The organism is Brevundimonas sp. R86498, assembly GCF_044598075.1.
Lineage (GTDB): Bacteria > Pseudomonadota > Alphaproteobacteria > Caulobacterales > Caulobacteraceae > Brevundimonas.
Genome location: NZ_CP139004.1, coordinates 2617172 through 2643533 on the forward strand (window position 1 = coordinate 2617172; position 26362 = coordinate 2643533).

Sequence of the window (26362 nt, forward strand, 5' to 3'; positions counted from 1 at the left end):
CGTTCACGATCCCCTACTCCGCCGCGATCGCGTGGCCGGCGAAGTTCGCGCGGCGGCTGCGGTACTGGGCGATCCGGTCCTCGATCTCGTGACGGAAGTGACGGATCAGGCCCTGCACAGGCCACGCCGCCGCATCGCCCAGGGCACAGATGGTGTGGCCCTCGACCTGACCGGCCACATCCAGCAGCAGGTCGATCTCGCTCGGATCAGCCTCGCCCACCGCCATCCGCTCCAGCACGCGCCACATCCAGCCCGTGCCCTCGCGGCACGGCGTGCACTGGCCGCAGCTCTCATGCTTGTAGAAATAGCTGATGCGGGCGATCGCCTTCACCAGATCGGTCGACTGATCCATCACGATCACGGCAGCGGTGCCGAGACCCGACTTCATCTCGCGCAGACTGTCGAAGTCCATCAGCGCCATTTCGGACATTTCGCGCGTGATCAGGGGGACCGAAACCCCGCCCGGGATGATGGCCTTCAGATTGTCCCAGCCGCCGCGCACGCCGCCGCAATGATCCTCGATCAACCTGCGCAGGGGGATCGACATCGATTCCTCGACATTGCACGGGCGGTTCACATGGCCCGAAATGCTCATCAGCTTGGTGCCGGTGTTGTTCGGCCGGCCGAAGCCTGCGAACCAGTCCGCCCCGCGCCGCAGGATGGTGCCCACCACCGCGATCGACTCGACGTTGTTCACCGTGGTCGGGCAGCCGTACAGGCCGGCACCGGCCGGGAACGGCGGCTTCAGCCGCGGCTGGCCCTTCTTGCCTTCCAGGCTCTCCAGCAGGGCGGTTTCCTCCCCGCAGATGTAGGCCCCGGCACCGTGGTGGATGTAGACGTCAAAGTCCCAGCCGTGGACGTTGTTCTTGCCGATCAGTTTGGCCTCATAGGCCTGCTTGACCGCCGCCTCCATGCGCTCGCGTTCCAGCACATATTCGCCGCGCAGATAGATGTAGCAGGCGTGGGCCTGCATCGCGAAGGAGGCGATCAGGCAACCCTCGATCAGCAGGTGGGGATCATGGCGCATGATCTCCCGGTCCTTGCAGGTGCCGGGCTCGGACTCGTCGGCGTTCACGACCAGATAGTGCGGCCGGTCCTTTACCTCCTTGGGCATGAAGGACCACTTCAGCCCGGTCGAGAACCCGGCCCCACCCCGCCCGCGCAGGCCCGAGGCCTTCACATTGTTGATGATCCAGTCGCGGCCCATGGCCAGCATGTCGGGGGTCGCGTTCCAGCAGCCGCGCGTCTTCGCCCCGTCCAGACCCCAGTCCTGGAGGCCGTACAGGTTGGTGAAGATGCGATCCTTGTCCTGCAGCATGCCGGCCATCAGCGGACCTCCCCCGCCCCGGCCGTTCCGACCGGAGCCACTGCCACGCGGCCGGGAGAGCTCGCTCTTGCGATCGCCGGTCGGGCGCTCGGACGGCGGCGGCGGGCGTTGTCCGCTTGAGCTGGAAGCATTCTGGTCAGGCGCATTCGGGGAACCGGCGGGAGAAGGCGAAGGAGATGGCGGAGGCGACGGCGTCGCCGGCGTGGGCTGGGGCGGCTGGGCCGCCGCGGCCCCCAGCGGCAGGGATCCGGCCCCCATCAGGTTGGCCAGAAACAGGCTCGCGACCCTGCGCTTGCCGACGGGCTTGCCTGATGGATTGGATGCCACGACGATCCCCCGAACGTCTTGAAAGCATGGATACTGCACCGGCCGTCCGACAAACGCGCGACGGCTCGCCGGAAGCGGGAAGGTTCACGGTCATGATGGCGACCCTTCCAGCTCGGCCATCCGCCGCCGGTGGTGGCGGGTGCGCAGGAAGACCGTGGCGATGACCAGCACCCAGCCGGCGGCCAGCATGCCGTAACCGACGACGACCGCGCCCTCGGGCACACCGGCCCAGTCACGCGAGACCGCGACCACCAGAAGGGCCGCAGCCACGATCAGACCCAGACCCGTCCACCGCAGCGGCAGGGCGACCTTGCGCAGTTCCGCGCGGTAGGCAGCGCGGCCCTCTTCGGTGTCGAGGTCAGGTGGCGGGGTCAAGCGGAGACGGGCTCCGAGTTCGGCAGTTTCCTGATCGGCTTCGCGGCCGAGCCGTCATAGAGCTTGGGATCGGTCAGGGTCAGGGCCCCGCCCTCAGGCGCTGAGTTCACCCGATCGACCCGCGTCCCACGTTCCGGCGTCTTGCCGGCCGCGAAATCGTCGATGATCTGGTTCATGTCTGCGGCCGTCAGATCCTCGAAATAGTAGTCGTTGATCATGGCCATCGGGGCGTTGACGCAGGCCCCCAGACATTCGACCTCTTCCCAGTAGAACTTGCCGTCGGCCGACAGGGTGTGCTTCGGCCCGATCCGGCTCTTGCAAACCTTCATCAGCTCGCCCGAGCCGCGCAGCATGCACGGTGTCGTGCCGCAGACCTGGATCAGGGCGGCCGAGCCGACCGGCTCCAGCATGAACATGGTGTAGAAGGTCGCGACCTCCAGAACCCGGATATAGGCCATGCCCAGCAGGTCGGCGATGGCGCGCAGGGCCGGTTCGGAGACCCAGCCCTCCTGCTTCTGCACCAGCCACAGGATGGGGATGACGGCCGACTGGCGGCGGTCCGCCGGATATTTGGCGATCCACCAATCGCACTTCTTCTTCGTGTCCCTCGAGAAGGCAAACGAGGCGGGCTGGTCCTTGGCGAGGCGACGAACCGACATCAGACGTCCATTTCCGTGGCGACCAGTCCGTCGCCGATCATCTTCTTGCGCAAGGTGAGAATACGGTGCTGGCCGCTCCGCGTCAGCAGGACGTTGTGCTGGTACGTCTCGCCGCTCATGTCAGTGGCCGAGTAGGACACGACCGACCAGCCCTGACGAACCAGATTGCTCAGGGGCGTGTCGCTCACCGGTCGACCTCCCCGAACACGATATCAAGCGAGCCCAGAATGGCGGACACGTCGGCCAGCATATGGCCACGGTTCAGCCAGTCCATCGCCTGCATGTGGCGGAAGCCCGGGGCGCTGATCTTGACCCGGTACGGTTTGTTGGTGCCGTCCGACACCAGATAGATGCCAAATTCGCCCTTGGGGGCCTCGACGGCGGCATAGACCTCGCCCTCGGGCGTATGGAAGCCTTCGGTATAGAGTTTGAAGTGATGGATCAGGGCTTCCATCGAGCGTTTCATCTCGCTGCGGCGGGGCGGGACGATCTTGTTGTCCTCGACCATCACCGGCTCGCCGGGGCAGTTGCGCAGCTTGTGGATGCACTGCTCCATGATGTGCACCGACTGCTTCATCTCCTCGATGCGGACGAGGTAGCGGTCCCAGCAGTCACCGTTCTTGCCGACGACCACGTCGAAATCCAGCTCGGCATAGCATTCATACGGCTGCGACTTGCGCAGATCCCAGGCAATGTCGGACCCGCGCAACATGACGCCCGAGAAGCCCCAGGCGAGCGCCTGCTCCTTGGACACCACGCCGATGTCGACATTGCGCTGTTTGAAGATGCGATTCTCGGTGACCAGGCTCTCGATCTCGCCAAGCGCCGAGGGGAATTCCTGACACCAGCTCCAGATGTCGTCGATCAGGGCCATCGGCAGGTCCTGATGGACCCCGCCCGGCCGGAAATAATTGGCGTGCAGGCGCGCGCCGCAGGCCCGCTCATAGAAGACCATCAGCTTTTCGCGCTGCTCGAAGCCCCACAGGGGGGGCGTCAGGGCCCCGACGTCCAGCGCCTGGGTCGTGACGTTCAGCATGTGCGACAGGATGCGGCCGATCTCGGAGTACAGGACCCGGATCAGCTGGGCCCGGTAGGGCACCTCGATGCCCAGCAGCCTCTCGATCGCCAGACAGAAGGCGTGCTCCTGATTCATCGGCGCGACATAGTCCAGCCGGTCCAGATAGGGCACGTTCTGCAGATAGGTGCGGGCCTCCATCAGCTTCTCGGTGCCGCGGTGCAACAGGCCGATGTGCGGATCGACGCGCTCGACGATCTCGCCGTCCAGCTCCAGCACCAGCCGCAGCACGCCGTGGGCGGCCGGGTGTTGCGGGCCGAAGTTGATGGTGAACTTGCGATCGTCCATCTCGCGCGCATGGGCCGTGCGCGGATCATCGAAGGCGATTCGTCCCAGATCCTCGGCGGCGGCATCCCGTTCGGTCACGGGTTTCATATCGTCAGCCATCAGCGCGAACCTCTGCCGAATCCGGCTTGCGAGTGATCGCCACGAACCAGCCGACCACCAGTGTCACCACGCCCATGCCCGAGACGGCCGCCGTCGAAAGCTGCCAGTCGCCGGTCAGAACCGCGAGCGCGAGGGGCGTCGAGAGCAGAATGGCCGAGGCTCCGAGCAGCGCACTTTGCAGCTCCGCCGCCGACAACCGCCGGATACTGGCGCCTACAGCCAGACAGATCACTGCCACCATGATGGCGATGCCCAGCGTCTGGGTCTGTTCCGGCGGGATCACCGGAGAGCGCGTGAACCAGCCGGTGAGGCGCGCGCCGAGGGTAAAGAGGAAAGCCGTGGAAAAGGTCACGAGAAAGAACGACGCTGCCGACTGCAGCGCGGTCCGGGTAAACGCCATCTGAAGCGCAGACGAAGCCATGATCTGTCATCCCGTCGCCTTGGGCCCCGGGACCGCCCCGAGGGCCTTCTCGTCGCCAGGCAGGGTGGGAAGGGGATACTCGGCACCCTCCCAGGGCGACAGGAAATCGAAGTTACGAAACTCCTGCGTCAGTTTGACGGGCTCATAGACCACCCGCTTCTGTTCCTCGTCGTACCGAACCTCAACATAGCCGGTCATGGGGAAGTCCTTGCGCAGCGGATGCCCCTGGAACCCGTAGTCGGTCAGCAGCCGGCGCAGGTCCGGATGGTCCGAAAACAGGATGCCGTACATGTCGAACGCCTCCCGCTCGAACCAGCCGGCCGAGGGATAGGCCGAAATCGCGCTCCGGACAGGCTGCACCTCGTCCGTCGTGGTCTTGACCCGGATGCGGGCGTTCCGGGTCAGGGACAGCAGGTGATAGACCACGTCGAACCGTTCGACCCGATCCGGGTAGTCCGCTCCGCAGACGTCCAGCAGTTGCTGGAAACCGAACCGGTCGCGCAGGTCCGTCAGAACCCCGACGATCCGGTCGCGATGGCAGGTGATGGTCAGTTCGCCATACGCTACGGTCGCATCGACCTGCAGCTCGGCGACCATTTCCTGGCCCAGCGGAGTCAGCGATTCCGTATTGCGGGCGACGGTCGCGAGATGGCCGTTCATCGTTCGATCGTCCCGGTGCGACGGATCTTCTTCTGCAGCTGAAGCAGTCCGTAGATCAGCGCCTCCGCCGTCGGCGGGCAGCCCGGCACATAGACATCGACCGGCACGATCCGGTCGCAGCCCCGAACGACGCTGTAGCTGTAGTGGTAATAGCCACCGCCGTTGGCGCAGCTACCCATGGACAGGACATAGCGGGGGTCCGGCATCTGGTCGTAGACCTTGCGCAGGGCCGGAGCCATCTTGTTCGTCAGGGTGCCGGCCACGATCATCAGATCCGACTGACGCGGACTCGCGCGCGGGGCCATGCCGAACCGCTCAAGGTCATAGCGAGGCATGGACGCCTGGATCATCTCGACGGCGCAGCAGGCCAGCCCGAAGGTCATCCACATCAGCGACCCGGTGCGGGCCCAGTTGATGACGTCGTCCAGCGACGCCGTCAGGAAGCCCTGCTCGGCGACCTCTGTATTGATGGCCTCAAAGAACTTGTCGTGCAGTTTCGGATCATAGCCCTCGACACTGGACCGGGCGCCCTGGCCGAACGCGGTCGGCAGCGGGCTTGACGGTGCGACTATTGCCATTCCAGCGCGCCCTTCTTCCATTCGTAGATGAAGCCGACCGTCAGGACGCCGAGGAAGGCCATCATGGACCAGAAGGCGAAGACCATTTCGGGACGGGCGAGATCGAACATCGACACGGCCCACGGGAACAGGAAGGCGACTTCGAGGTCGAAGATGATGAACAGGATCGACACCAGGTAGAAGCGCACGTCGAACTTCATCCGCGCATCGTCGAAGGCGTTGAACCCGCATTCGTAAGCCGAGAGCTTCTCTGAATCGGGATTGGAGGGGGCCATGGCCCAGGCCGCCACCATGAAGCCGACGCCGAGAATGGCCGCGATCCCGAGAAAGATCACAATCGGCAGATACTGGAGAAGAAATGCGTTCATTGGAAAAGTCCACGCCGCGAGGGAGAGCAGCGGATTCGGCGCTTTCTAGACCCAACCTTGCGGCGGTTCAAACCCATGCGACGAATGGTTTTTCTCTTGAGAACCGTTCGCAGGATCGCTTGCGTTTTGGCAGGTCAGGCGATCCGCGCCGGAGACCGGAGAAATCTGTCGCAATGCACCGGATCGTCGCTTGACACACCCGCGAGCCCCCGCCTAAACGACGCCCCTCGCCGCCGAGGAAACGACGCAGCGGGAAACGCGGGTGTAGCTCAGTTGGTTAGAGTGCCGGCCTGTCACGCCGGAGGTCGCGGGTTCGAGTCCCGTCACTCGCGCCATCTCTTCTGAACAGAAGGGATGGCGCGCCCCCTCCCCCACTCCATGAAAATCAAGGTCCGCATCGTCGGTCGTCTGCCTTGACGTCATGCGCTGCACATGGGTCTCCTCGACGGTGATCGGCATGACCGGTCCGCCTGTCCCGGACACCGCCTGTGACGCTATCCGCCGACCCTGCCGCAGCCGTCTGGGCACCACCGGTCAGACCCTCAGTCCCGCGCAACCTTTGCACCGATTGCGGCGTCTCGCGGATGGAGGATCCCACCCTGTGCGGGCGGGCCTGTCAGTTCATCAAGCCTGACTATCCGGCGCTCGAAACGCGCGTTCACGGCCGGGCACGCGATTCGGCCAAAGGGGACGAGCTGTTCTTCGGCCCGGTCCGGCGGATGGTGAAGGCCGCGCTGAAGGCTCCCGCGAAGGGGGCTCAGTGGACGGGAATCACCACCCGTATCGGCGAGCGGCTCCTCGAAACCGGCGCGGTCGATGCGGTGCTCACCATGGCTCCCGATCCCGAGGATCGCTGGCGACCGGTTCCCGTGCTGGTGACCCGGGCAGACGCAATGGCCGAGGTCCGCGGCATGCGCATGGGCTATGCGCCGCTTCTCGCCCTGCTGGAGCAGGCACGGGATCGGGGCTACCGCCGCCTCGCCGTCATCGGGATTCCCTGTCAGGTCTATGCCCTGAGGGCGCTGGAGGCCGAACTGGGGCTGGAGGCTCTGTACGTGATCGGCACCCCCTGTTCCGACAACACGACGACCGAGAACTTCCACGCGTTCCTGGCTCTCCTCTCGGATGCGCCCGACACTATCACCTATCTGGAGTTCCGCGCCGACTATCACGTCGAGCTGCGGTTCACCGACGGGCGGGTGAAGACGATTCCCTTCCTGTCTCTGCCGATCTCGCAGCTGGCCCCGGACTTCTTCCCCCTCACCTGCCGCACCTGCGTCGACTACACCAACGCCCTGGCCGACATCACGGTCGGCTATATGGCCGGACAGGGCGAGCAGTGGCTGCTGGTCCGGAACGAACGCGGCGAGGCCCTGCTGGACCTGCTGGAGGATGAGGTCGCCCTGTCCGAGCCGCAGAGCCATGGCAAGCGCAAGCTGGCCGTCCAAGGCTTCATCGCCAACGTCGAGCGGGCGGCCGGCGGCCTGCCCCTGCGACGGATGCCCGACTGGGTCCGGCCGATTGTCAGCTGGCTGCAGCCGCGCACGGGTCCGCGCGGTCTGGAGTTTGCGCGCACGCGACTGGAAATGAAGGCTGCGGAAACGGTCATCCACCTTCGCCGCGAGGAGCCGCGCCGGATGAAATCCATGATCCCCGATCACATCTGGGCCCTGGTCGACCCCTATGGCCTGACGCCCGCGCCGGGCGAACGGTCAGACCCGGCGGTCAGTGAACCGCCAGTTGCTCAGCCGGTTGAACAAACTCGGGCCGGCCGCTGACCTCGCCATAGACCATACACAGGTCCTCGAAGACCCGGTTCCAGGCGAAGGTCTCGACCGTATGAACGCGGGCCGCAGCGCCGATCGCCTCGATGTCGCGCGCGAACAGGGCCTCGATTGCCTCGGCGTATTCGGCCGGGTCAGCGCTGCGAGACAGCTGCCCCACGCTGTCGTTGACGGTTTCTGCCACGCCGCCAGCATTGACCCCCACCACCGGCCGGCCGCAGGCCATGGCCTCCAGCACGATCAGGCCAAACGGCTCCTTGTCGTTGGCATGCACGAAGGCGTCGCAGCTGGCGATGATCCGGGCGACCGCACGGGGATCCCGCTCATAGGGCAACGCAATGACCCGATCCTCGGCCGGCATGCCGGCCCCGGCCCCGACCAGGACCAGATGGTAGGGCGCGCCCAGCCTCTGGACGGCCTCGATCAGGACATCGATGTTCTTTTCGCGCGCGGGTCGGCCCGCGAAACACAGAAGCCGGGCGCTGGCCGGCAGGCCCAGCCGCTTGAGCAGCCAGTCCCGATCCCGACGGTCGGGCCGGAAGGTGTCGATCTCTACCCCCAGGGGCCGGATGACGATGTTTCTGACGCCAGCCTCTTCCAGCCGGCGCGCGATGAAGCGACTCGGCGAGACGACCCGGTCGAACTGGCCGAACAGACGGGCCCAGCGCTTCTCGACCGGTTTCTTGGCCCATTCCCCGAAATGCAGCGCGGCCAGACCCGCCGGGTCGGAGTGACAGAAGCCGATCACCGGACAGCCGACCCTCTGGCCGGCCTCCAGCGCGCCCTGGCCCGGAGTGTAGGGATCCCCGGCTTCGATCAGAGCCGGCTTCATGGCGGCGACCCACGCGCCCCAGCGACGGACCGAACTGGGCCAGCGGTAGCCGTCACCAAACGGGAGCTTGGTCGCATGCAGCTTGATGATGCCATCCCGACCGGCCTGGTGGCGGGGTCCCGGTACGAGCAGGGAATGGGCAACGCCGGGCCGGTGCTCTTCCAGCCAGGCCTTCTTGGACAGCAGGTACCGCTTCACCCCGCCCGAGCGGGGCGCATACAGCATGGTTGTGTCCACCATCCGCAGCCGGGAGTCCGACGTGGAGGCCCGCAACACACTCAGGGTTTCCGCAACCTCCTCGTCCCGGCTTGGGAACAGTCGCAGCTCTGCTGCCTGGACGTCGAGATCGGTCATGTACAGGGAGTCCTGGCTGGGCGACTGCAGCGCGCGAACGCCCGTCCGGCGATTTTGGCTGCGTGCGGACGATTTATTCCGGACCATCAAGCGCCCGTAGACCGGCTGACGGTCAAGCTCAAGCCGTATCATCGGGGTCGCCCGGCACCGGGGTCGCGATTCCCCTTCGTGCCAGGGCTTCGCGCAGCAGGGTTTCCAGCTGGGCATTGACCGACCGCAACTCCGCCGCCGCCAGCCGCTCCACGGCCGCCATCAGCGCCGGAGAGGCGCGCAGCAGAAAGGGCTTGCGGACCCGCGCCACAACTCAGCCGTACAGGGTGCCGGCATTCACGACCGGCTGGGCTTCGCGGTCGGCGCACAGCACGACGAGAAGGTTCGAGACCATCGCGGCCTTGCGGTCCTCGTCCAACTGGACCACGTCGCGCTCCCCCAGATCCTTCAGGGCACTTTCGACCATGCCAACCGCACCGCGGACGATCAGCCGGCGCGCCGACAGGATCGCCTCGGCCTGCTGACGGCGCAGCATGGCACCCGCGATTTCCGGGGCATAGGCCAGATGCGCCAGTCGGGCCTCGTCGATCGCCACCCCGGCCACACGGACCCGGTTGGCCAGCTCGTCGCGAAGCCGCCGCGCTACATCTTCCGCATCGGCCCTGAGGGTCAGTTCCTGATCCACGCCCTCTTCCTCCTCGCCAAGGTCATAGGCGTAGTGGGAGGCGATATCGCGCAGGCCGGTATCGATCTGGATGTTCACAAAGGCCTGATAGTCGTCGACGTCGAACAGGGCCTGGGCCGAATCCTCCACGCGCCAGACCACATTGGCCGCGATCTCGACGGGGCTGCCGCGGCGGTCGTTCACCTTCAGCTTGTCGGACGTCACGTTGCGTGCGCGCAGCGAAATCTTCTTGCGGGTGTACCAGGGGAGTACCCAACGCAGGCCGGTGGCCCGATCAGTGCCGCGATAGTCACCGAACAGCAGGATCGCCACACCCTCATTCGGCTGCAGGGCGTAGAGGCCGCACAGCAGAAACAGGCCGAGGAGCGCGAGACCGAGCCCCCCGGCAATGTTGACCGCTGCGTCCGGGGACTGGGCGACGGTTATCGGCCCAAGCAGAATAAGCCCTATCCCCACCAGCAGCACGAGCAGCCCGTTGGCCGTTCTGGCCGCCCGTTCCCGGGAGACCGTCCGTTGATCGTCCATGTCCATACTCCAGTTCGATATGAAAATGCTATCATCATCACCGCGTCACGGCAACGCTTGGGGGCCGGCTGTTGACGACGAGGCCTTGCATTCGCCTCAAATTCGCGAAACTTGAGACAGGTCGAGGCGCCCCTGTTAGAAGGCGGCCGACGCCTTGTGCGTAGCCAATTGGGGTGACTTCTCGAATGCGTAGACTGCTTGCGACTGCGGTGGCGCTTGCCCCTCTGATGGCTGTCACCGGCGCGCACGCCGAAGTCGTGATCTCCAACGCCAGGACGACCCCGATCGTCACCTCCACGGCGACCGGTACGGCGCGGGATGACATTCGTCTGGCCAGCGGTGGTAGCATCACCGTGAACACCGGGGCCGCCATCACGGTCGACAGCAACAACAGCGTCGATCTGGACAGCGGCTCCACCATCAGCCTGCTGAACTCGGCGAACGGCTCAACGGGCATTCTGGTCGGCCCCGGTGCGGCCACGGGCAATGTCACGATCGGCGGACAGATCTCCGTCACCGACAGCATCGACACTTATCCGGACAGCGACAGCGATGGCGATGCAGACGGTCCGATCGCGGCCGGCAGCGATCGTTTCGGGCTGCGTCTGACTGGCGGCACGCCCCTGACTGGCAATATCCTGGTCGAGAGCAGTGGCGTGATCCTCGCCGAGGGTGCCAATTCCCGCGCGGTCTCGATCGAGCGCGCCCTGACGGGCAATGTCACAACATTCGGCAGCTTGCGGGCGATCGGTGAAAATGCCGTGGGATTCTCGAGCACCGGCGGTATTTCGGGTTCGGTCAACTTGGGTGGCCCCATTACCGCCCAGGGTCTGAATGCCGGAGCGGTCGATATCCAGGGCGACATCGGCGGGCGTCTGACACTCCAGGGCGACATCGCCTCAACCGGCTATCGCTATACGACCCGGCCAAGCGACGCGGCGATCGCCAAGCTCGAGGCAGATGATCTGCTCCAGGGGAGATCTGCGGTCGTTGTGGCAGGGAACGTCGGTGGCGGCGTGGTCCTTGATGTCCGGCCGGCGGACAACAGCACCACATCAACAGACGAGGACAATGACGGTATCCCGGACGCCAACGAAGGCAATCTGGCGATCAGCGTGTACGGTTCTGCCCCGGCCCTGACGGTGGGATCGGCAACGCGAGGGATCGCCCTCGGTGTCGCCGGCACAGGCACGGACGCCTATGGGCTGATCAACCGCGGGGCCATAACGGCGGACGGCGTCTACGATTCCGTCAATGCGACAGCTGTCCAACTTGGCGTCGGCGGCGCACAGACGGTGAGCATCGCCGGCGGCGTCCGGAATGAAGGGACCATCACGGCCCTCGGACGTAACGGGGGTGCAACGGTCCTTTCCATTGGCACAGGCGTCGCGACGCCGCGGTTCGACAATACCGGGTCGCTGACTGCCGGTGTGTCCAGCGCCGATGCCGCCTCGCAGGCCACGGCTATCGCCATTGCGGCGGGTGCCAGCCTGCCCACCCTGTTCAACAACGGGTCGATCCTCGCAACGGCGGGCGGTGCTGTCACAACCACAACGGCTATCCGCGATCTGTCGGGGACCCTGACCTCAATCCAGAACGCCGGATCACTCCAGTCGATTCTTGTGCCTGATGCGACCACCGGTCAGGTTGTGGCCGGAGCAACTGCCGTGGCGGTTGATGTCTCAGCCAACACGACCGGCGTCACCTTCCGCCAGTACGGTGAGCCCAGCACACCGACCACGACGGATCCTGACACCGACGGCGACGGCGTCACCAACTCGAACGAACCCGTCACGGTCGGCGATCTGCGCTTCGGCTCGGGTGCGGACACCCTGAACCTCGAGAATGGCACCATGACCGGTGCGGTGTCGTTCGGCGCGGGGGCTGATCGGCTGAACATTTCCGGCGGCGGGGTAATGCGCGGCGCCGTCACCGACAGCGACGGGCTGCTCGCGATCGACATCTCCAACGGCACGCTCGATGCTCGGCAGGCGAGCGCCACGACGGTCAGCAGCCTGAACATCGGGACCGCAGGCGACCTGATCGTGACCCTCGACCCGGCCGCGGGCACCAGCTCCGGCTTCCGGGTCAACGGCACTGCCACGCTCGCGACAGGCGCAGGCCTGGGGGTGCGCTTCAACTCCCTGATCGACACCCCTCGCCGCTTCACGGTCATCGACGCCGACACGCTGACCATCGGCGCGATCGATCAGACGGCGGTTCAGGACAATTCTCCTTATCTCTTCGTCGTGAACGCCGGGTCGGACGTTGCGGCCGGTGACGTCTATATCGACGCGCGTCGACGCACGGCGGACGAAGCCAGTCTGATCGGCGTGGAAAGCCAAGCCTTCGACGCAGTATACGGCGCGCTTGGCAACAGCACCGCGCTCCGCGACGTATTTCTTGCCCAGACCGGCCGCGACGGCTTCATCAATCTGTACGAACAGATGCTGCCGGACCACTCTGGCGGGCCGCTGATGTCGCTGGCGTCAGGCGTCGACGCCGTGACCAGAGCCCTGACCGGCCGCAATGCCTCGGTCGCGCCCGGCGAGACCAGCGCCTGGCTTCAGGAAATCAATTTTTACGCCGACAAGGACAAGACCGACAGCTACGGCTTCCGGTCCGAAGGTTTTGGCGTGGCGGGCGGCATCGAGCGGGGGACTGACCTGGGGGCTATCGGCCTGTCAGTGGCCTTTACGTCCTCGGACGTCGAGGATCCGGAGGCCGAGGCCGAGGAAATCCTGTCGGCAAACCTCGTGGAATTGGGCCTGTACTGGCGCGCACAGGGCCAGGCCTGGACGACCTGGGCCCGCGCGGCCGGTGGCTATGCCACCTTCGAGGCCACGCGCACCCTGGTGACGGAGAACATCAACCTCAGCAACCAGTCCAACTGGAACGGCTTCACCCTGGCCCTGGCCGGCGGAGCGTCCTACGAGCGCAGCTTCGGTCGCCTGAACATCCGCCCCGAAGCCTATGTCGAGTATTTCTCGCTGAGCGAGGATGGTCGCATCGAGGAAGGCGCGACGCCCGGTTTCAACCTCGAGATCGAGGATCGTGACGGCCACATGCTGGCAGGCGTCGCCGCAGTGAACATCGGCTACGGGTTCGGTGCCAACGGCTGGATCCGCCCCGAGGTCCGGCTGGGCTGGCGTCAGAACATCTCGGTCGACGCGGGCGACACGATCGCCAGGTTCACGTCAGGCGGGAACTCCTTCACCCTGTCCCCGGACGCCATCGAGGGCGGTGGCCCGATCGCGGGCATCAACCTCAGCGTGGGCAACGATCTGGGCCGGCTCTCGGTCACGGCCGATGCCGAGATGATTGAAGACTACGTCCGCTACACCCTGCTGCTGCGGGCCAGCTTCCGGTTCTAGCGAGTCCGGTCAGGCTGGTCCTTCCGCCTTGGTTCATTTGACGATGCCAAAAGAAAGGCCGCCGGAGCGATCCGGCGGCCTTTTCGATGGGTGTGGTAGGCGGCGACGGGTTCGAACCGCCGACCCTCTCGGTGTAAACGAGATGCTCTGACCAGCTGAGCTAGCCGCCCATCCAGACGGTCTGTTTGCCTGCGGAATCCCGCGGCGTCCAGAACCACTCCGTCGTGGCGCTAATGCGCGCCGCGCCACCTCCCCATTCGCTGCGCGAACAGGGAGGAGACGATTGGCCTCAGTGACTGACGACTGTGGTGCCGTCGATCGGCGGGACGGTCGCGGGCGCGGGATTTAGCGGCTCGGCCACCTCGTCCCACTCCACCGCCGTCAGCGAACCCGTCAGGGCCCATTTCAGGGCCTCGTCGGCCGTCGAAATCGGCACGATTTCCAGCGCACCCTTCACATTGTCGGGCACGTCGGCCAAGTCTTTCTCGTTCTCCTGCGGGATCAGCACGGTCTTGACGCCGGAGCGCAGGGCCGCGAGCAGCTTCTCCTTCAGGCCGCCGATGGCGGTGACGCGACCGCGCAGGGTGATCTCCCCGGTCATGGCGATGTCCTTCCTGATCGGCACGCCCGTCAGGACCGAGACCATGGCGACCGTCATGGCCACACCGGCCGACGGGCCGTCCTTGGGCGTGGCTCCGTCCGGGACGTGGACGTGGATGTCGGTCTTCTCGAACACCGGCGGCTTGACGCCGAAGCTGAGCGAGCGGGCCCGGACGTAGGACGCGGCGGCCGAGATGGATTCCTTCATCACGTCCTTCAGGTTGCCGGTCACGGTCATGCGCCCGCGGCCCGGCATCTTGATCGCCTCGATGGTCAGGATCTCGCCGCCGAACTCGGTCCAGGCCAGGCCGGTGACGATGCCGACCTGATCCTCCTCGTCGGTCTCGCCGAAGCGGAACTTCCGCACCCCGGCATAGGTCGCGAGCTTGGCCGCATCGACGGTGATCGAGGGCGTCTTCTCTTTCGACATCTCGCGCACGGCCTTGCGGGCCAGACCGCCGAGGGCCCGTTCCAGCGAACGGACGCCCGCCTCCCGCGTATAGTAGCGGATCAGGTCGCGGATCGTGTCCTCGGGCACCACGAACTCGGCCGCCGTCAGGCCGTTCTCGGTCGTCACCTTGGGCAGGACGTGGCGCTTGGCGATCTCGACCTTTTCGTCCTCGGTGTAGCCGCTGACCCGGATGATCTCCATCCGGTCCATCAGGGGCTGGGGCATGTTCAGGCTGTTGGCCGTGGTCACGAACATGACGTTGGACAGGTCGTAGTCGACCTCCAGATAGTGGTCGCCGAACGCGTTGTTCTGGGCCGGATCCAGCACCTCCAGCAGGGCCGAGGACGGGTCGCCGCGCCAGTCGGCGCCCAGCTTGTCGATCTCGTCCAGCAGGATGAAGGCGTTGGTGGTCTTCACCTTCTTCATGGACTGGATGATCTTGCCGGGCATCGAGCCGATGTAAGTGCGCCGGTGACCCCGGATCTCGGCCTCGTCACGCATTCCGCCCAGAGACATGCGGACATATTCACGGCCGGTCGCCTTGGCGATCGACTTGGCGAGTGAGGTCTTGCCGACGCCGGGAGGGCCAACCAGGCAGAGGATCGGACCCTTGAGGCTGTTGGTGCGCGCCTGCACCGCCAGATACTCGATGATCCGCTCTTTCACCTTCTCGAGGCCGTAGTGATCCTCCTCGAGGATGGCCTCGGCCTTGTCGAGATCGATCGGCTTCTGCTTGGCCTTGCCCCACGGGATGGACAGCAGCCAGTCGAGGTAGTTCCGCACTACGGTGGATTCCGCCGACATGGGGCTCATGTTGCGCAGCTTCTTGACCTCGGCCTCGGCCTTGGTCCGGGCCTCCCTGGACAGGCGCGTCTTCCGGATGCGTTTCTCCAGCTCCATGATTTCGTCACGAGCATCGTCGGTCTCGCCCAGCTCTCGCTGGATCGCCTTCATCTGCTCGTTCAGATAGTATTCGCGCTGGGTCTTCTCCATCTGGCGCTTCACGCGCGAACGGATCTTCTTCTCGACCTGAAGCACGCTGATCTCGCCCTCCATCAGGGCGTAGACCTTCTCCAGCCGCTGGGGCACGACGATGGTTTCCAGCAGGGCCTGCTTGTCGGCGATCTTGACCGACAGATGAGCCGCGACACTGTCCGCCAGCTTGGACGCATCGGTGATCTGGGGGATGGAGCTGAGGGCCTCGGGCGGCACCTTCTTGTTCAGCTTCACATAGTTTTCGAACTGCTCGACCACAGCGCGCAGAAGGGCCTCGGCCTGGGACGGATCGCCCGCGTCGTCCTCAATCTCGACAGCCTCGGCCTCGAAATACTCCTCACGATCCGTGAAGCGGGTCAGATGAGCGCGGCCCTTGCCCTCGACCAGAACCTTCACGGTGCCGTCGGGCAGTTTCAGTAGCTGCAGAACCGTGGCCAGCACGCCGACGGGATAGATCGCGTCGGGCGACGGATCGTCGTCGACGCTATTTTTCTGGGTGGCCAGCAGGATCTGCTTCTCACCCTTCATGATCTCGTCGAGCGCCCGAACGGATTTCTCGCGCCCTACGAACAGCGGCACGACCATATGGGGAAACACGACAATGTCCCGCAGGGGCAGGACGGGCAGGATTTTACTCTCGGACATGATGCACTCCTGGGCCATTGACGATCTCCGGCCCGTCGCCTCCGACGTCCCGCGTTATGCAGCAACATCCGGATGCGACCCGTCGATTCCGACGGCGTTCAGATGAGTATGTGGTCCCTTGGGCCCGGGGTTCAAGCGGAACGGCAGTTCCGTCCACGGAACGCCCGTGCAGTGTCACTTCGAGGCCGGATTGCCTGACATGGCACAGCCCCGGAGCCTTTCGAATCCGGGGCTGGACAAGTTCGACACGCCTGTCGCCAGGCGAAGGGATCAGGCGGCGCCGTCAGCCTTTTTCTTCTCGGCATAGATCAGCAGAGGCTGGGCATTGCCCTCGATCACCTCGGCATTGACCACGACCTCCTCGACACCGTCGAAGGTCGGCAGTTCGAACATGGTCTCCAGAAGGATGCCTTCCAGAATGGACCGCAGGCCGCGCGCGCCGGTCTTGCGGGTGATGGCCTTCTTCGCCACGGCGATCAGAGCGTCGTCGGTGAACGTCAGGCCGACGTTCTCCATCTCGAACAGGCGCTTGTACTGTTTGACCAAGGCGTTCTTGGGCTCGGTCAGGATGGTGACCAGGGCGGTCTCGTCGAGATCTTCCAGCGTCGCCAGAACGGGCAGACGGCCGATGAACTCGGGAATCAGCCCGAAGCGCATCAGATCGTCCGGCTCGACACCCTTGAGGATGTCGCCAGTTCGGCGCTCGTCGACGTCCTTGACCTTGGCCCCGAAGCCGATCGAGGCCCCGGCACCGCGCGCCGAAATCACCTTCTCAAGGCCGGCGAAGGCCCCGCCGACGATGAACAGGATGTTGGCGGTGTCGACCTGCAGGAACTCCTGCTGCGGATGCTTGCGGCCGCCCTGTGGGGGCACGGAGGCAACGGTGCCTTCCATGATCTTCAGCAGGGCCTGCTGCACGCCCTCGCCCGAGACGTCCCGGGTGATCGACGGGTTGTCCGACTTGCGGCTAATCTTATCGATTTCATCGATGTAGACGATGCCGCGCTGGGCCCGTTCGACATTGTAGTCGGACGCCTGGAGCAGCTTCAGGATGATGTTCTCGACATCCTCACCCACATAACCGGCTTCGGTCAGGGTGGTGGCGTCCGCCATGGTGAACGGCACGTCGATGATGCGTGCCAGCGTCTGGGCCAGCAGCGTCTTGCCCGAGCCGGTCGGCCCGATAAGCATGATGTTGGACTTGGCCAGCTCGACGTCGTTGTTCTTCGTCGCGTGGTTCAGGCGCTTGTAGTGGTTGTGGACCGCGACCGAGAGCACCTTCTTGGCGTGGCTCTGGCCGATGACGTAATCGTCGAGAACTTCCCGAATTTCCTTGGGAGTCGGGACGCCGTCCTTGGATTTGACGAAGCCGATCTTGTGCTCTTCGCGGATGATATCCATGCACAGTTCGACGCATTCATCACAGATGAACACCGTCGGTCCGGCGATGAGCTTGCGCACCTCGTGCTGGCTCTTTCCGCAGAAGCTGCAGTAGAGGGTGCTCTTGGCGTCGGTGCCGGCTGCTTTGGTCATAGACCCTTCTCACTTTCGCGCCCCGGAGAGGGGAACGCGCTTTCTCCGCATTGATTCCATCACTATGGACGCGAAGATATTCAAAAAATGACAATCCCCCATCCGAACGCCCGCCACAACCCCGTCAAGGTAAAGGCGGGTCACACGATCGTGGACGATACAGACTGGATGGAGATCACGGCGAATGGGTGACATGGGGGCCACACAGGCCGTACGCCAGCCCGTCCCCGCGGATCAGCCCATCGTGGCCTTCGATTTCGACGGCACCCTGACGATCCGCGACAGTTTCACCCAATTCCTGCGCTGGCGGGCCGGACGGCGCGGCTGGGCTATGGGCCTGGTCCGGATGGCTCCGGCCACGGCCGCCTATGCCCGCAGCCGCGACCGGGGGGCGATCAAGGCCGCCTCGGTAGCGGTGTTCCTGAAAGGGCTGTCCCGCGCGGAGTTAGGAGCCGATGCGGCGGCCTTTGCCGATCACATCTGGGACCGGTTCATGCGGCCGGACGCTCTGGAGTGCTGGAACGACTGGGGTCAACGCGGGGCCCATCGCGTGATCGTGACCGCCTCCCCTGCCCTGACGGTCGCCCCTTTTGCCCTGCGGCTGGGGGCCGATGCACTTTTGGGCACCAACCTGACCTTCGATGATCAGGACCGGGTCACCGGCGAGTTTTCCAACCTGAACTGCCGGGCGGAAGAGAAGGTGCGCCGGCTGCGCGAGGCCTATGGCCCGGACATCCGGCTGGCTGCCGCCTATGGGGACACCTCGGGCGATACCGAGATGCTGGCGATCGCCGACATTCCGGGCTTTCGCACCTTCCGGGACCGTCCGGATCGGCGCTAGCGGCCGTCCGCGTCCACGTCGAAGACCACGACCTTGCCGCGCGAGGTCGGATCCCAGCCGGCCGCGATGGCCGAGGCGACGGCATTGCGGACGCTTTCGACATTGATCCGCTGACGCTCGAAATTGGGGATGCCGCTGGCCCGCATCACCATGGGGAACATGACGATGGCCTCGCGCTGGGCGTCCTTCTGCCGCAGGGCGATCCCGATCCCCTGCCACTCATTGCCGGTGGTCCGCTGCGGCTGACGCCGCACCTCCCACTCATAGTCCTCGCCGTCCACCTGGACGACGCCCTTGAGATCACGCGTGTGTTGCATGGGTGCCTGATAGCACAAACGACAAGGGCGCGCCGGTCCCAGCACGCCCTTCCGTGTTCAATGATCCGCGTGCATCAGACCGTCTTGACGCCGTCCGCATCGGCCTGTTCGCGCTTGTCATAGACGTGATCCACGATGCCCCAGGCCTTGGCTTCCTCGGCGGTCATGAAGTGGTCGCGGTCGAGGGTCCGCTCGACCTCTTCATAGGTCCGGCCGGTGTGGTGAACGTAGATCTCGTTCAGCCGGCGCTTGGTGGCGATGATGTCCTCGGCGTGGCGCTCGATGTCCGAGGCGGTGCCGCGGAAACCGCCCGAGGGCTGGTGGACCATGACCCGGGCGTTGGGCAGGGCAATGCGCTGGCCCGCCTCACCGGCCGTCAGGATCAGGGAGCCGGCCGAGGCCGCCATGCCCATGACCACGGTCGAGACCGGGCTCTTGATGTACTGCATGGTGTCATAGATCGCGAGCGCCGAGGTCACCTGACCGCCGGGGCTGTTGATGTACATGCTGATTTCCTTCTTCGGGTTCTCCGATTCCAGGAACAGCAGCTGGGCACAGATCAGGCTGGCCATGCCATCCTCGAACGGGCCGGTCAGGAAGATGATGCGCTCGCGCAGCAAGCGCGAGAAAATGTCGAAGGCCCGCTCACCCCGGCTGGACTGCTCCACCACCATGGGGACGAGGTTGGAGGAGATGTAGTCGATGGGATCGCGCATGGGGTCTCGCTGATTGCCGTTCGGCGCGACTCGAAGCGGTCGCGTTCGTTCCTGCCAGATATCGCGTTGCCGGAGGCAGGGCGCAAGGTCAGGGCGTCGCGTCGTCCTGCGATAGCTCGCGTGCCATGATCCGGGCCATCTCGTTTCGCTGGTAAAGCGAGCGCAACTGGCTCGGGCCACCACTCAGGCGAACAGGCGCCTCATAGAGCGCTTTAAGATAGGCACGATCCCAAGCTGTCAGGCTGGTCGGGGCCGGCCCACCGTCCCAGAGATCAAGGATGGACGGCGTGCTGCCGCCCCGTGCATCCGGGTCGATATTCGCGAGGACAACCATGGTCAGATAGTCAGCCAGGGCCGCCTCGCTGACCGCGCCTGTTCTGGACAGGTCAAGGATCACGAGGGTGGTAAGGAGAGCTTCACGCTGGTCCTGCCCCAGATAGATTTCACCTGGGGTTGACCTGACGGGCGGGGGTCTGCCCCAGATCGCAACAAGAACTCGTCCGGTAAGCTCGTCCGTGAGTGCGGAGATCGGCCACCAGCGCACAGCGACCTCATCCTCGGCGAAACGCTTCAGCGCCCGTCCGTCGCCTTGGGTCGAGCCTTGCGACACGATGAAACGATCGCGATATGCGCCCACCAGCTCGGAGGCAGTCAATCGCCCATCGGACGTGGCGAGGAGGGTGATGTTGGGCGAGCATCCTGGAGCCTGAACCGCCACGCCGACATCCCGGGCATGGGCTTCTATCCGAGCCGTTATTGCCGCCGCGGTATTTTCACGCAGATTGACGGTGGCAATGCAGATGGGTTCCATCCATCTTGCGATAGACAGGGCATGCGTCGGAGCACTCGAGATCTCCTCGACGAAACTGCGCGCTTGTCGCTCCGTGCCCCTGGCAGCCGAAACGAGTACGTCAGGCAGATCAGAAGGCTGATCCTGAGCTTGCTGGGCCAGGGCCAGGCCAGCCGCAATCCAGATCGCTGTCAAACTCATGGCAACATCCCCCGCCAACGGACCACTCGGGGAGCCTAGAGCCGAAAAGCCCTCGTCGCCATCCCTTGGCAAGTCTTCGTGCGAGGCGAATCGGCGACCGGCCTGTCACCCCGCTGCCCGTTTGCCCCCGCGTCACCCAAAGCCCTACCTGAAAGCAGAGGGAGACGATCAGCCCTCGTCGTCATCCTTCAGCAGGTCTTCCTTGCTGATCGGCGTGTCCTTGACCTCGGCCATGGTGAAGATCAGGTCGCAGACCTTCTCCTCATAGATCGGGGCGCGCATCTGGGCGGCGGCGTTGGGGTTCTGGCGATAGAAGTCCAGCACTTGCCGTTCCTGCCCCGGATAGTTGCGGGCCTCGGCCATGATGGCGTTGTTCAATTCCTGATCGGTGACGCCGACATTGTTGGCCCGGCCGATCTCGGCCAGCACCAGACCCAGGCGCACGCGGCGTTCGGCGATCTTGCGATATTCGTCCTTCAGCTTCTTGTCGGACTTCTTGGCGTCCTCGGGCGGCAGATTTCCCGCTTCCTTGTCGGCCTCGACCTGTCTCCAGATGCCGTCGAACTCGGCGTCGACCATCTTGGGCGGCAGGTCGAAGCTGTGCGCCTTGTCCAGTTCATCCAGCAGGGCGCGCTTCAGCTTGAAGCGGGCGGCCCCGGCGTATTGCTGGTTCAGGTTCGACCGCAGCAGCTCCTTGAGCTTGTCCAGCGATTCCAGACCGATCCGCTTGGCGAAGTCCTCGTCGACCTTGCCCTCGACCTCGGCCTTGATGGCCTTCACCTTGATGTCGAAGGTGGCCAGCTTGCCGGCCAGGTTGGCGGCCTGATAATCGGCCGGGAAGGTGACCTCGATGGTCTTCTCGTCGCCGACCTTGGCCCCCTTCAGCTGCTCCTCGAAGCCCGGGATGAAGCGGTTGGACCCGATGACCAAATCGGCGTCCTCGGCCGCGCCGCCCTCGAAGGGCTCGCCGTCCAGCTTGCCCAGGAAATCGATCGTCAGCTGGTCGCCGTCGGCGGCCTTCACGGCCTTGCCCTTCTTGTCCTCATAGGACTTGGCCTGACCGGCCAGTTCCTTCAGCGCCTCGTCCAGATCCTCATCCGAGGCCTCATAGACGGGACGATCTAGCTTCAGCGTCTTGGGGTCGACCGGCGTGAACTCCGGCATGACTTCCAGCACCATTTCGTAGGCGAGGTCGTCCGACCCGGCCAGGACTTTGTCCATGTCCGAGGTCAGCTTCATCTCGGCCGGGGCGGCCGGGCGCACCTTGATTTCGTCCAGCGCCGCCTGGCTCGAACTCATTGATAGCGTCGTTGATGATCTCGCCCATCATGTCGCGGCCGAAGGTCTTCTTGACGTGCGACGTCGGGACCTTGCCGGGACGGAAGCCCTTCAGCTTCATCTTGGGAGCCATTTCCGCCAGCTTGGCGTCCAGCTTCGCGTTGAGTTCGGTGGCGGGCACGGTCACGGTGATGACACGGCTCAGGCCTTCGGTGGAATTCTGGACGACTTGCATGGGACGGATCTGACGCTCTGGGGCGACGCCGGGACCGGCGCGCGCGCAAGGATGGGTGAAGCAGAAAGGGCCGCCCCGTGGGGAGCGGCACCTCGAAGCCCGCCCTTATGTCGAGATGGGCCCCAAACGTCAACGCGCGGGCGGTTTCCCGAGGGCGGCAAGGCCGCTATGTCGAAGGCATGACCCAGTCCGCATCCACTCCAGCCGCCTCCCCCGTCGGCGTCTTTGTCACCCCGGTCACGCCGCTGCAGCAGAACTGCACCACCGTCTGGTGCACCGCCACCATGAAGGCCGCCGTGATCGATCCCGGCGGCTCGGTCGACATTGTCCTTGCCGAAGTCGCCCGTCGCGGCCTGACGCTGGACCAGATCTGGATCACTCACGGCCATCTGGATCATGCGGGCGGTGCCGCAGAGATGGCGGAAAAGTCAGGCGTGCCGATCATTGGACCTCATCCGGATGACCAGTTCTGGATTGATGATCTCGAGGTCCACGGCCAGCGGTGGGGTCTGCCCGAGGCGCGGACCTTCACCCCGGCGCGCTGGCTGGCCGAGGGCGACGAACTGACGTTGGGCGAAACCCGCTGGGCCGTGCACCACTGCCCCGGCCACACGCCGGGCCATGTCGTCTTTTTCAACGCAGCGGCCCGCTTTGCCCAGGTCGGCGATGTCCTGTTCAAGGGGTCGGTCGGACGGACCGATTTTCCGCGCAGCGACGCAGATGCCCTGATCCGGTCGGTCGTCGACAAGCTCTGGCCTCTGGGCGACGATGTCACCTTCGTGCCGGGGCACGGGTCGATCTCCACCTTCGGCGAGGAACGCCGTAGCAATCCCTTCGTCTCCGACGCCGCAGTCCGGGCCGCGCCGGCGCTCAGATCGGCCAGCGGGCCGGCCTGAGCGATCGCGCAGTCTACCGCCGCAGAAGCAGCCCGATCAAAACGCCCACGCCCAGCGCATAAACAGTGGACTCAACGGGGCGATCCGCGATCCGGACCCGCGCCCGCTCCGCGCGTTGGCGGGCCCAGTCGCGTCCGTTTTCAAAGTCGGAACGAACAGCACCCCGAAGGCCCTGTTCGCGCGCGGGATGGTCAACGCCGTCTTCCAGTGCGGCGTCGTTCGGATTGTAGGCCGCTCCGGATGAGGTCATGCCGGGCGTGGGGTTCAGCCCGCCGTCGTTGAACGTTTTCGTCGGATTGGGATCGGTCATGGAGGCTCCTTGCCGCACTTGTGAACGTAATAATTGAACCCGGCGAACAGCCGGTGGTTCCGGCTCCTGAGGTCCATTCCGGATCCGGAGCCGCCGCCATGACAGACCCCACACCCCTGCCCGACATCACTCCCCCGATGCCCTCCCCTCAGCAGCCTGAAATCGACCCGGCCGGCACGCCGGACGAGGTCCCGCCCCAACCGGGCGACAACGACGGCGGTTTCGACCGTCCCGGCGCGGAGTGATTTTTGGGCGACCTGAATGGTCGCGCTTCTGGAACCCGGCAACGCCTCCGGGGTTCAGCTTTCAACGTCAGCAACTACTGCGAAAGGGAGCCCCGCATGGCCCAAGGTCAGCCCACCCGTCCGTCCGGAGTGTCCAAACGGGGCTTTGCCTCGATGGACCCCGAACGTCAGCGCGAGATCGCCCGCAAGGGCGGTGCCAGCGTCCCAAGCGAAAAGCGCAGCTTCTCCCAAGACCGCAGTCTAGCAGCCCAGGCCGGCCGCAAAGGCGGCGAGGCCTCGCATGGCGCGCGTCGTCCGGAGGACGTTGAGGGTCAGGCCGAATAGGTCCGACCTCGGCAAAACGAAGAATGGGCGGCCCGTGCAAACGGACCGCCCTTTTTCTATGTCCGTCCGGTTTGTCAGGCCGACAGCAACACGACGGCGACGGACGGGGCAGGACTCGTCTCAATGGTCGTGACCCGCCAGCCCGCCGCCTCGGCCATGGCGGTGACCGTCGCCTCGGTGAACTTGCGCGAGCTTTCCGTGTGGATGGTTTCGCCGGCCTCGAAGGACACGGCAACGTCGCCGATCCGGACGGTCATCGCGCGGTCAGCCCGCAGATGCATCTCCATCCGCGAATCCTCGGCATTCCACCGGGCCAGATGGGAGAAGCCCGCCAGATCAAAGTCCGCGCCGAGTTCCTGATTGGCCCGGACCAGCAGGTTCAGATTGAAAGCTGCCGTCACTCCCTGGGCATCGTCATAGGCCGCCACGAGAATCGCCGGATCCTTGACGAGGTCGACGCCCAGAATGAACAGGGACGAAGGCCCAAGCCGCTCCCGGGCATTGGCGAGGAAGGCGACGGCCTGATCAGGCTCCAGATTGCCGATGGTGGACCCCGGGAAAAAGCCGATGCGCCGTCCGCGTCCCAGTTCCGGCAGGGGCGCAAGGTTCAAGAAATCTCCGACCATCGGAGCCACCTCGATCCCCGGATAGGTCTCCGCGATACTGGCCGCCGCGGCCTTCAGGGCCTCGGGGCTGATATCGATCGGCACATAGGCCTTCAGCGATGGCGCGGCATCCATCAGGATGCGCGTCTTCTCGCTGGCCCCGGAGCCGAACTCGACCAGAACGGCATTTTCGCCGAATGACCCCGTCAGTGCGGGGGCCATGTCGCGCAACAGCGCCGCCTCCTGCCGCGTCGGATAGTATTCCGGCAGCCGGGTGATGTCCTCGAACAGGCGTGACCCTTCGGCGTCATAGAACCATTTGGGCGACAGGGATTTGCGAGGCCGCGACAGACCCGCGACCAGCTCGGCCCGGAAGCGCGCAGTTTCCATCTTCTCGATCCGGGCCGGGCTGCCCGCCGGGGCGTTCGCCGCCAATCTCAGACCCATGAACGCCCAGCGCTGCTGGGGATAGAAGAAGTTGCGATAGGTCACCCGCGCATGCCCTGCGGGTGTCGCGAACGACCCGCCGCGCAGGACCATCTGGTTGGCCATGAACTTGCCGTTGTACTCCGAAGCCGTGCCCTCGGTCGGACGGAACCCCGGATAGGGCGCATAGGCGCTGGACGTATGCTGCCAGACCTCGCTGAACAGGTTGGAAAAGACGTCGGGAGCCGTGGCGGCCGCGCTCTCCCACTCCGCTTCCGTGGGGAGCCGCTTTCCAGCCCAGCGAGCGTAGGCATCCGCCTCATAGGCGCTGACGTGACGAACCGGCTGATCGGGATCGACCGGGTCCCGACCGGTCAGCCCCAGAACCGTCCAGGTCCCCTCATCCCGCCGCCAGTAAAGGGGGGCCTCCCAACCCTCGCGCCGCACGGCCGCCCAGCCGTCGGCCAGCCACAGCTCCGGCCGCGCATAGCCTCCGTCCGCCATGAAGGCGAGCCACTGGCCGTTGGTGACCAGATCGTGATCCAGAAGAAAGGGTTCCAGCCAGACCTTGTGGCAGGGGCCCTCGTTGTCGAAGGCAAAGGTCCCCCCGGTGTGTCCGATCTCGACCAGCCCCCCCTCGAACCGCGTCTGACCGCCCCGCGCCCGCTGCAGGGCCCCGCCCGGGCGGGGCTCACGGGTAAAGGCCGCAGGGTCCAGTGGCGAGCGCGACATCAGGTTCAGCAGGTCCATCAGGAACAGCTCCTGATGCTGCTGGTCGTGATGCAGGCCGAGCGTGAACAGATAGGCCTCAAGGCCTTCGTCCAGACCGTCGGCCAGCCGCGCCTCCATGCGGCGGTCGATCTCGGTCCTATAGGCCAGAACCTCGTCCAGCGACGGCCGGGTCATCAGCCCGCGCTCGGCGCGTTCGACCCGTCGGCCGAGGCTGTCATAGTAGGAGTTGAACAGCTGCTGCAGGCGGGGATCGACCGGCTTATAGCCCGGTTCGGCCGCCAGGATCATGGCCTCGAAGAACCAACTAGAGTGGGCCAGGTGCCATTTGCCCGGACTGGCGTCCGGCATCGACTGGGCGGCCAGATCCTCGGCCGACAGGCCGGCCGCGAGCGCCGGCATGGCAGCCCGGACCTCCGCATAACGTCTGCGGTCGTCAGACCGGACCGACGGGATTCGCGCTGTCGCGTCCATCGACACGGCTCCGTTTGGCTGGCCGACA

25 protein-coding genes, 2 tRNA genes and 1 pseudogene are annotated in these 26362 nt (G+C 65.3%); 7 read left to right on the top strand and 21 right to left on the bottom strand.

Annotation, left to right across the window (positions count from 1 at the left end):
* Window positions 1–13 precede the first annotated feature (13 nt).
* The 9 genes from nuoF to SJY26_RS12955 form a co-directional block, all read right to left on the bottom strand.
* Complete coding sequence (gene nuoF / locus SJY26_RS12915) at window positions 14–1327, bottom strand: NADH-quinone oxidoreductase subunit NuoF (RefSeq protein ID WP_396593420.1); 1314 nt, start codon at window positions 1325–1327, stop codon at window positions 14–16.
* Window positions 1328–1744: 417 nt separating this feature from the next.
* Entirely contained in the window at window positions 1745–2029 is a 285-nt protein-coding gene (locus SJY26_RS12920) for a hypothetical protein (RefSeq protein ID WP_396593421.1), read from the bottom strand.
* Window positions 2026–2688 (bottom strand): NADH-quinone oxidoreductase subunit NuoE, encoded by a 663-nt coding sequence (gene nuoE / locus SJY26_RS12925; protein ID WP_396593422.1) that lies wholly within the window; start codon window positions 2686–2688, stop codon window positions 2026–2028. The genes SJY26_RS12920 and nuoE overlap by 4 nt, the downstream gene beginning before the upstream one ends.
* Window positions 2688–2876 carry a hypothetical protein gene (locus SJY26_RS12930; RefSeq protein ID WP_396593423.1) on the bottom strand — a complete coding sequence of 63 codons (189 nt, stop codon included), beginning with the start codon at window positions 2874–2876 and terminating at the stop codon, window positions 2688–2690. The genes nuoE and SJY26_RS12930 overlap by 1 nt, the downstream gene beginning before the upstream one ends.
* Entirely contained in the window at window positions 2873–4051 is a 1179-nt protein-coding gene (locus tag SJY26_RS12935) for an NADH-quinone oxidoreductase subunit D (RefSeq protein WP_396595764.1), read from the bottom strand. The genes SJY26_RS12930 and SJY26_RS12935 overlap by 4 nt, the downstream gene beginning before the upstream one ends.
* 91 nt (window positions 4052–4142) lie before the next feature.
* On the bottom strand, window positions 4143–4571 hold the full coding sequence (locus SJY26_RS12940; protein ID WP_396593424.1) for a hypothetical protein: 429 nt from the start codon (window positions 4569–4571) through the stop codon (window positions 4143–4145).
* Between the two features lie 6 nt (window positions 4572–4577).
* Window positions 4578–5231 (bottom strand): NADH-quinone oxidoreductase subunit C, encoded by a 654-nt coding sequence (locus SJY26_RS12945; protein ID WP_396593425.1) that lies wholly within the window; start codon window positions 5229–5231, stop codon window positions 4578–4580.
* Window positions 5228–5830 (bottom strand): NuoB/complex I 20 kDa subunit family protein, encoded by a 603-nt coding sequence (locus SJY26_RS12950; protein WP_396593426.1) that lies wholly within the window; start codon window positions 5828–5830, stop codon window positions 5228–5230. The genes SJY26_RS12945 and SJY26_RS12950 overlap by 4 nt, the downstream gene beginning before the upstream one ends.
* Window positions 5800–6177 carry an NADH-quinone oxidoreductase subunit A gene (locus SJY26_RS12955; protein WP_396593427.1) on the bottom strand — a complete coding sequence of 126 codons (378 nt, stop codon included), beginning with the start codon at window positions 6175–6177 and terminating at the stop codon, window positions 5800–5802. The genes SJY26_RS12950 and SJY26_RS12955 overlap by 31 nt, the downstream gene beginning before the upstream one ends.
* A 258-nt stretch (window positions 6178–6435) precedes the next feature.
* Between SJY26_RS12955 and SJY26_RS12960 the strand changes: the two genes are divergently transcribed.
* Both SJY26_RS12960 and SJY26_RS12965 read left to right on the top strand, forming a co-directional pair.
* Window positions 6436–6512, top strand: a tRNA-Asp gene (locus SJY26_RS12960).
* Between the two features lie 249 nt (window positions 6513–6761).
* Entirely contained in the window at window positions 6762–7955 is a 1194-nt protein-coding gene (locus SJY26_RS12965) for a Coenzyme F420 hydrogenase/dehydrogenase, beta subunit C-terminal domain (RefSeq protein WP_396593428.1), read from the top strand.
* On the opposite strand, the gene SJY26_RS12970 is transcribed toward SJY26_RS12965, so the two are convergent.
* From SJY26_RS12970 to SJY26_RS12980, 3 genes are all read right to left on the bottom strand, one after another.
* Entirely contained in the window at window positions 7903–9153 is a 1251-nt protein-coding gene (locus tag SJY26_RS12970; RefSeq protein WP_396595765.1) for a glycosyltransferase, read from the bottom strand. The two genes, SJY26_RS12965 and SJY26_RS12970, sit on opposite strands and share 53 nt — an antisense overlap.
* A 112-nt stretch (window positions 9154–9265) precedes the next feature.
* Window positions 9266–9448, bottom strand: coding sequence for a hypothetical protein (locus SJY26_RS12975; protein ID WP_305642657.1), 183 nt, complete (start codon window positions 9446–9448; stop codon window positions 9266–9268).
* A gap of 3 nt (window positions 9449–9451) precedes the next feature.
* Window positions 9452–10348, bottom strand: a complete 897-nt coding sequence (locus SJY26_RS12980) for an SPFH domain-containing protein (RefSeq protein WP_396593429.1) — start codon at window positions 10346–10348, stop codon at window positions 9452–9454.
* A 185-nt stretch (window positions 10349–10533) separates the two neighbouring features.
* On the opposite strand from SJY26_RS12980, the gene SJY26_RS12985 reads away from it, so the two are divergent.
* Window positions 10534–13722: an autotransporter outer membrane beta-barrel domain-containing protein gene (locus SJY26_RS12985; RefSeq protein WP_396593430.1), complete on the top strand. Its 3189-nt coding sequence runs from the start codon at window positions 10534–10536 to the stop codon at window positions 13720–13722.
* Between the two features lie 93 nt (window positions 13723–13815).
* Here SJY26_RS12985 and SJY26_RS12990 read toward each other — a convergent pair.
* The 3 genes from SJY26_RS12990 to clpX all read right to left on the bottom strand — a co-directional run bounded on the left by SJY26_RS12990 (window position 13816) and on the right by clpX (window position 17947).
* A tRNA-Val gene (locus SJY26_RS12990) sits at window positions 13816–13892 on the bottom strand.
* A gap of 119 nt (window positions 13893–14011) precedes the next feature.
* Window positions 14012–16414, bottom strand: a complete 2403-nt coding sequence (lon, locus tag SJY26_RS12995; protein ID WP_396593431.1) for an endopeptidase La — start codon at window positions 16412–16414, stop codon at window positions 14012–14014.
* 270 nt (window positions 16415–16684) lie between these two features.
* Complete coding sequence (gene clpX, locus SJY26_RS13000; protein WP_396593432.1) at window positions 16685–17947, bottom strand: ATP-dependent Clp protease ATP-binding subunit ClpX; 1263 nt, start codon at window positions 17945–17947, stop codon at window positions 16685–16687.
* 193 nt (window positions 17948–18140) lie between these two features.
* Between clpX and SJY26_RS13005 the strand changes: the two genes are divergently transcribed.
* Complete coding sequence (locus SJY26_RS13005) at window positions 18141–18788, top strand: HAD-IB family hydrolase (protein WP_396593433.1); 648 nt, start codon at window positions 18141–18143, stop codon at window positions 18786–18788.
* On the opposite strand, the gene SJY26_RS13010 is transcribed toward SJY26_RS13005, so the two are convergent.
* The 4 genes and pseudogenes from SJY26_RS13010 to tig form a co-directional block, all read right to left on the bottom strand.
* Window positions 18785–19105, bottom strand: a complete 321-nt coding sequence (locus tag SJY26_RS13010) for a hypothetical protein (protein WP_396593434.1) — start codon at window positions 19103–19105, stop codon at window positions 18785–18787. The genes SJY26_RS13005 and SJY26_RS13010 overlap by 4 nt on opposite strands.
* A gap of 74 nt (window positions 19106–19179) precedes the next feature.
* The gene (locus SJY26_RS13015) at window positions 19180–19821 is read right to left on the bottom strand and encodes an ATP-dependent Clp protease proteolytic subunit (protein WP_305642617.1); all 642 of its coding nucleotides are present in this window, start codon (window positions 19819–19821) and stop codon (window positions 19180–19182) included.
* Window positions 19822–19909: 88 nt separating this feature from the next.
* On the bottom strand, window positions 19910–20812 hold the full coding sequence (locus tag SJY26_RS13020) for a hypothetical protein (protein WP_396593435.1): 903 nt from the start codon (window positions 20810–20812) through the stop codon (window positions 19910–19912).
* A 168-nt stretch (window positions 20813–20980) separates the two neighbouring features.
* Window positions 20981–22325, bottom strand: a pseudogene (gene tig / locus SJY26_RS13025) (trigger factor).
* A gap of 179 nt (window positions 22326–22504) precedes the next feature.
* Here tig and SJY26_RS13030 point away from each other — a divergent pair.
* A complete protein-coding gene (locus SJY26_RS13030; RefSeq protein WP_396593436.1) occupies window positions 22505–23221 on the top strand; it encodes an MBL fold metallo-hydrolase in 717 nt (238 codons plus the stop codon).
* A gap of 13 nt (window positions 23222–23234) precedes the next feature.
* Here the strand turns inward: SJY26_RS13030 and SJY26_RS13035 are convergent, their stop codons facing one another.
* The gene (locus SJY26_RS13035) at window positions 23235–23531 is read right to left on the bottom strand and encodes a hypothetical protein (protein ID WP_396593437.1); all 297 of its coding nucleotides are present in this window, start codon (window positions 23529–23531) and stop codon (window positions 23235–23237) included.
* Window positions 23532–23629: 98 nt separating this feature from the next.
* On the opposite strand from SJY26_RS13035, the gene SJY26_RS13040 reads away from it, so the two are divergent.
* Both SJY26_RS13040 and SJY26_RS13045 read left to right on the top strand, forming a co-directional pair.
* The gene (locus SJY26_RS13040) at window positions 23630–23776 is read left to right on the top strand and encodes a hypothetical protein (protein WP_396593438.1); all 147 of its coding nucleotides are present in this window, start codon (window positions 23630–23632) and stop codon (window positions 23774–23776) included.
* Window positions 23777–23872: 96 nt separating this feature from the next.
* Window positions 23873–24100: a general stress protein gene (locus SJY26_RS13045; protein WP_396593439.1), complete on the top strand. Its 228-nt coding sequence runs from the start codon at window positions 23873–23875 to the stop codon at window positions 24098–24100.
* A 74-nt stretch (window positions 24101–24174) separates the two neighbouring features.
* Here the strand turns inward: SJY26_RS13045 and egtB are convergent, their stop codons facing one another.
* A complete protein-coding gene (egtB, locus tag SJY26_RS13050) occupies window positions 24175–26334 on the bottom strand; it encodes an ergothioneine biosynthesis protein EgtB (protein WP_396593440.1) in 2160 nt (719 codons plus the stop codon).
* Between the last annotated feature and the right edge of the window lie 28 nt (window positions 26335–26362).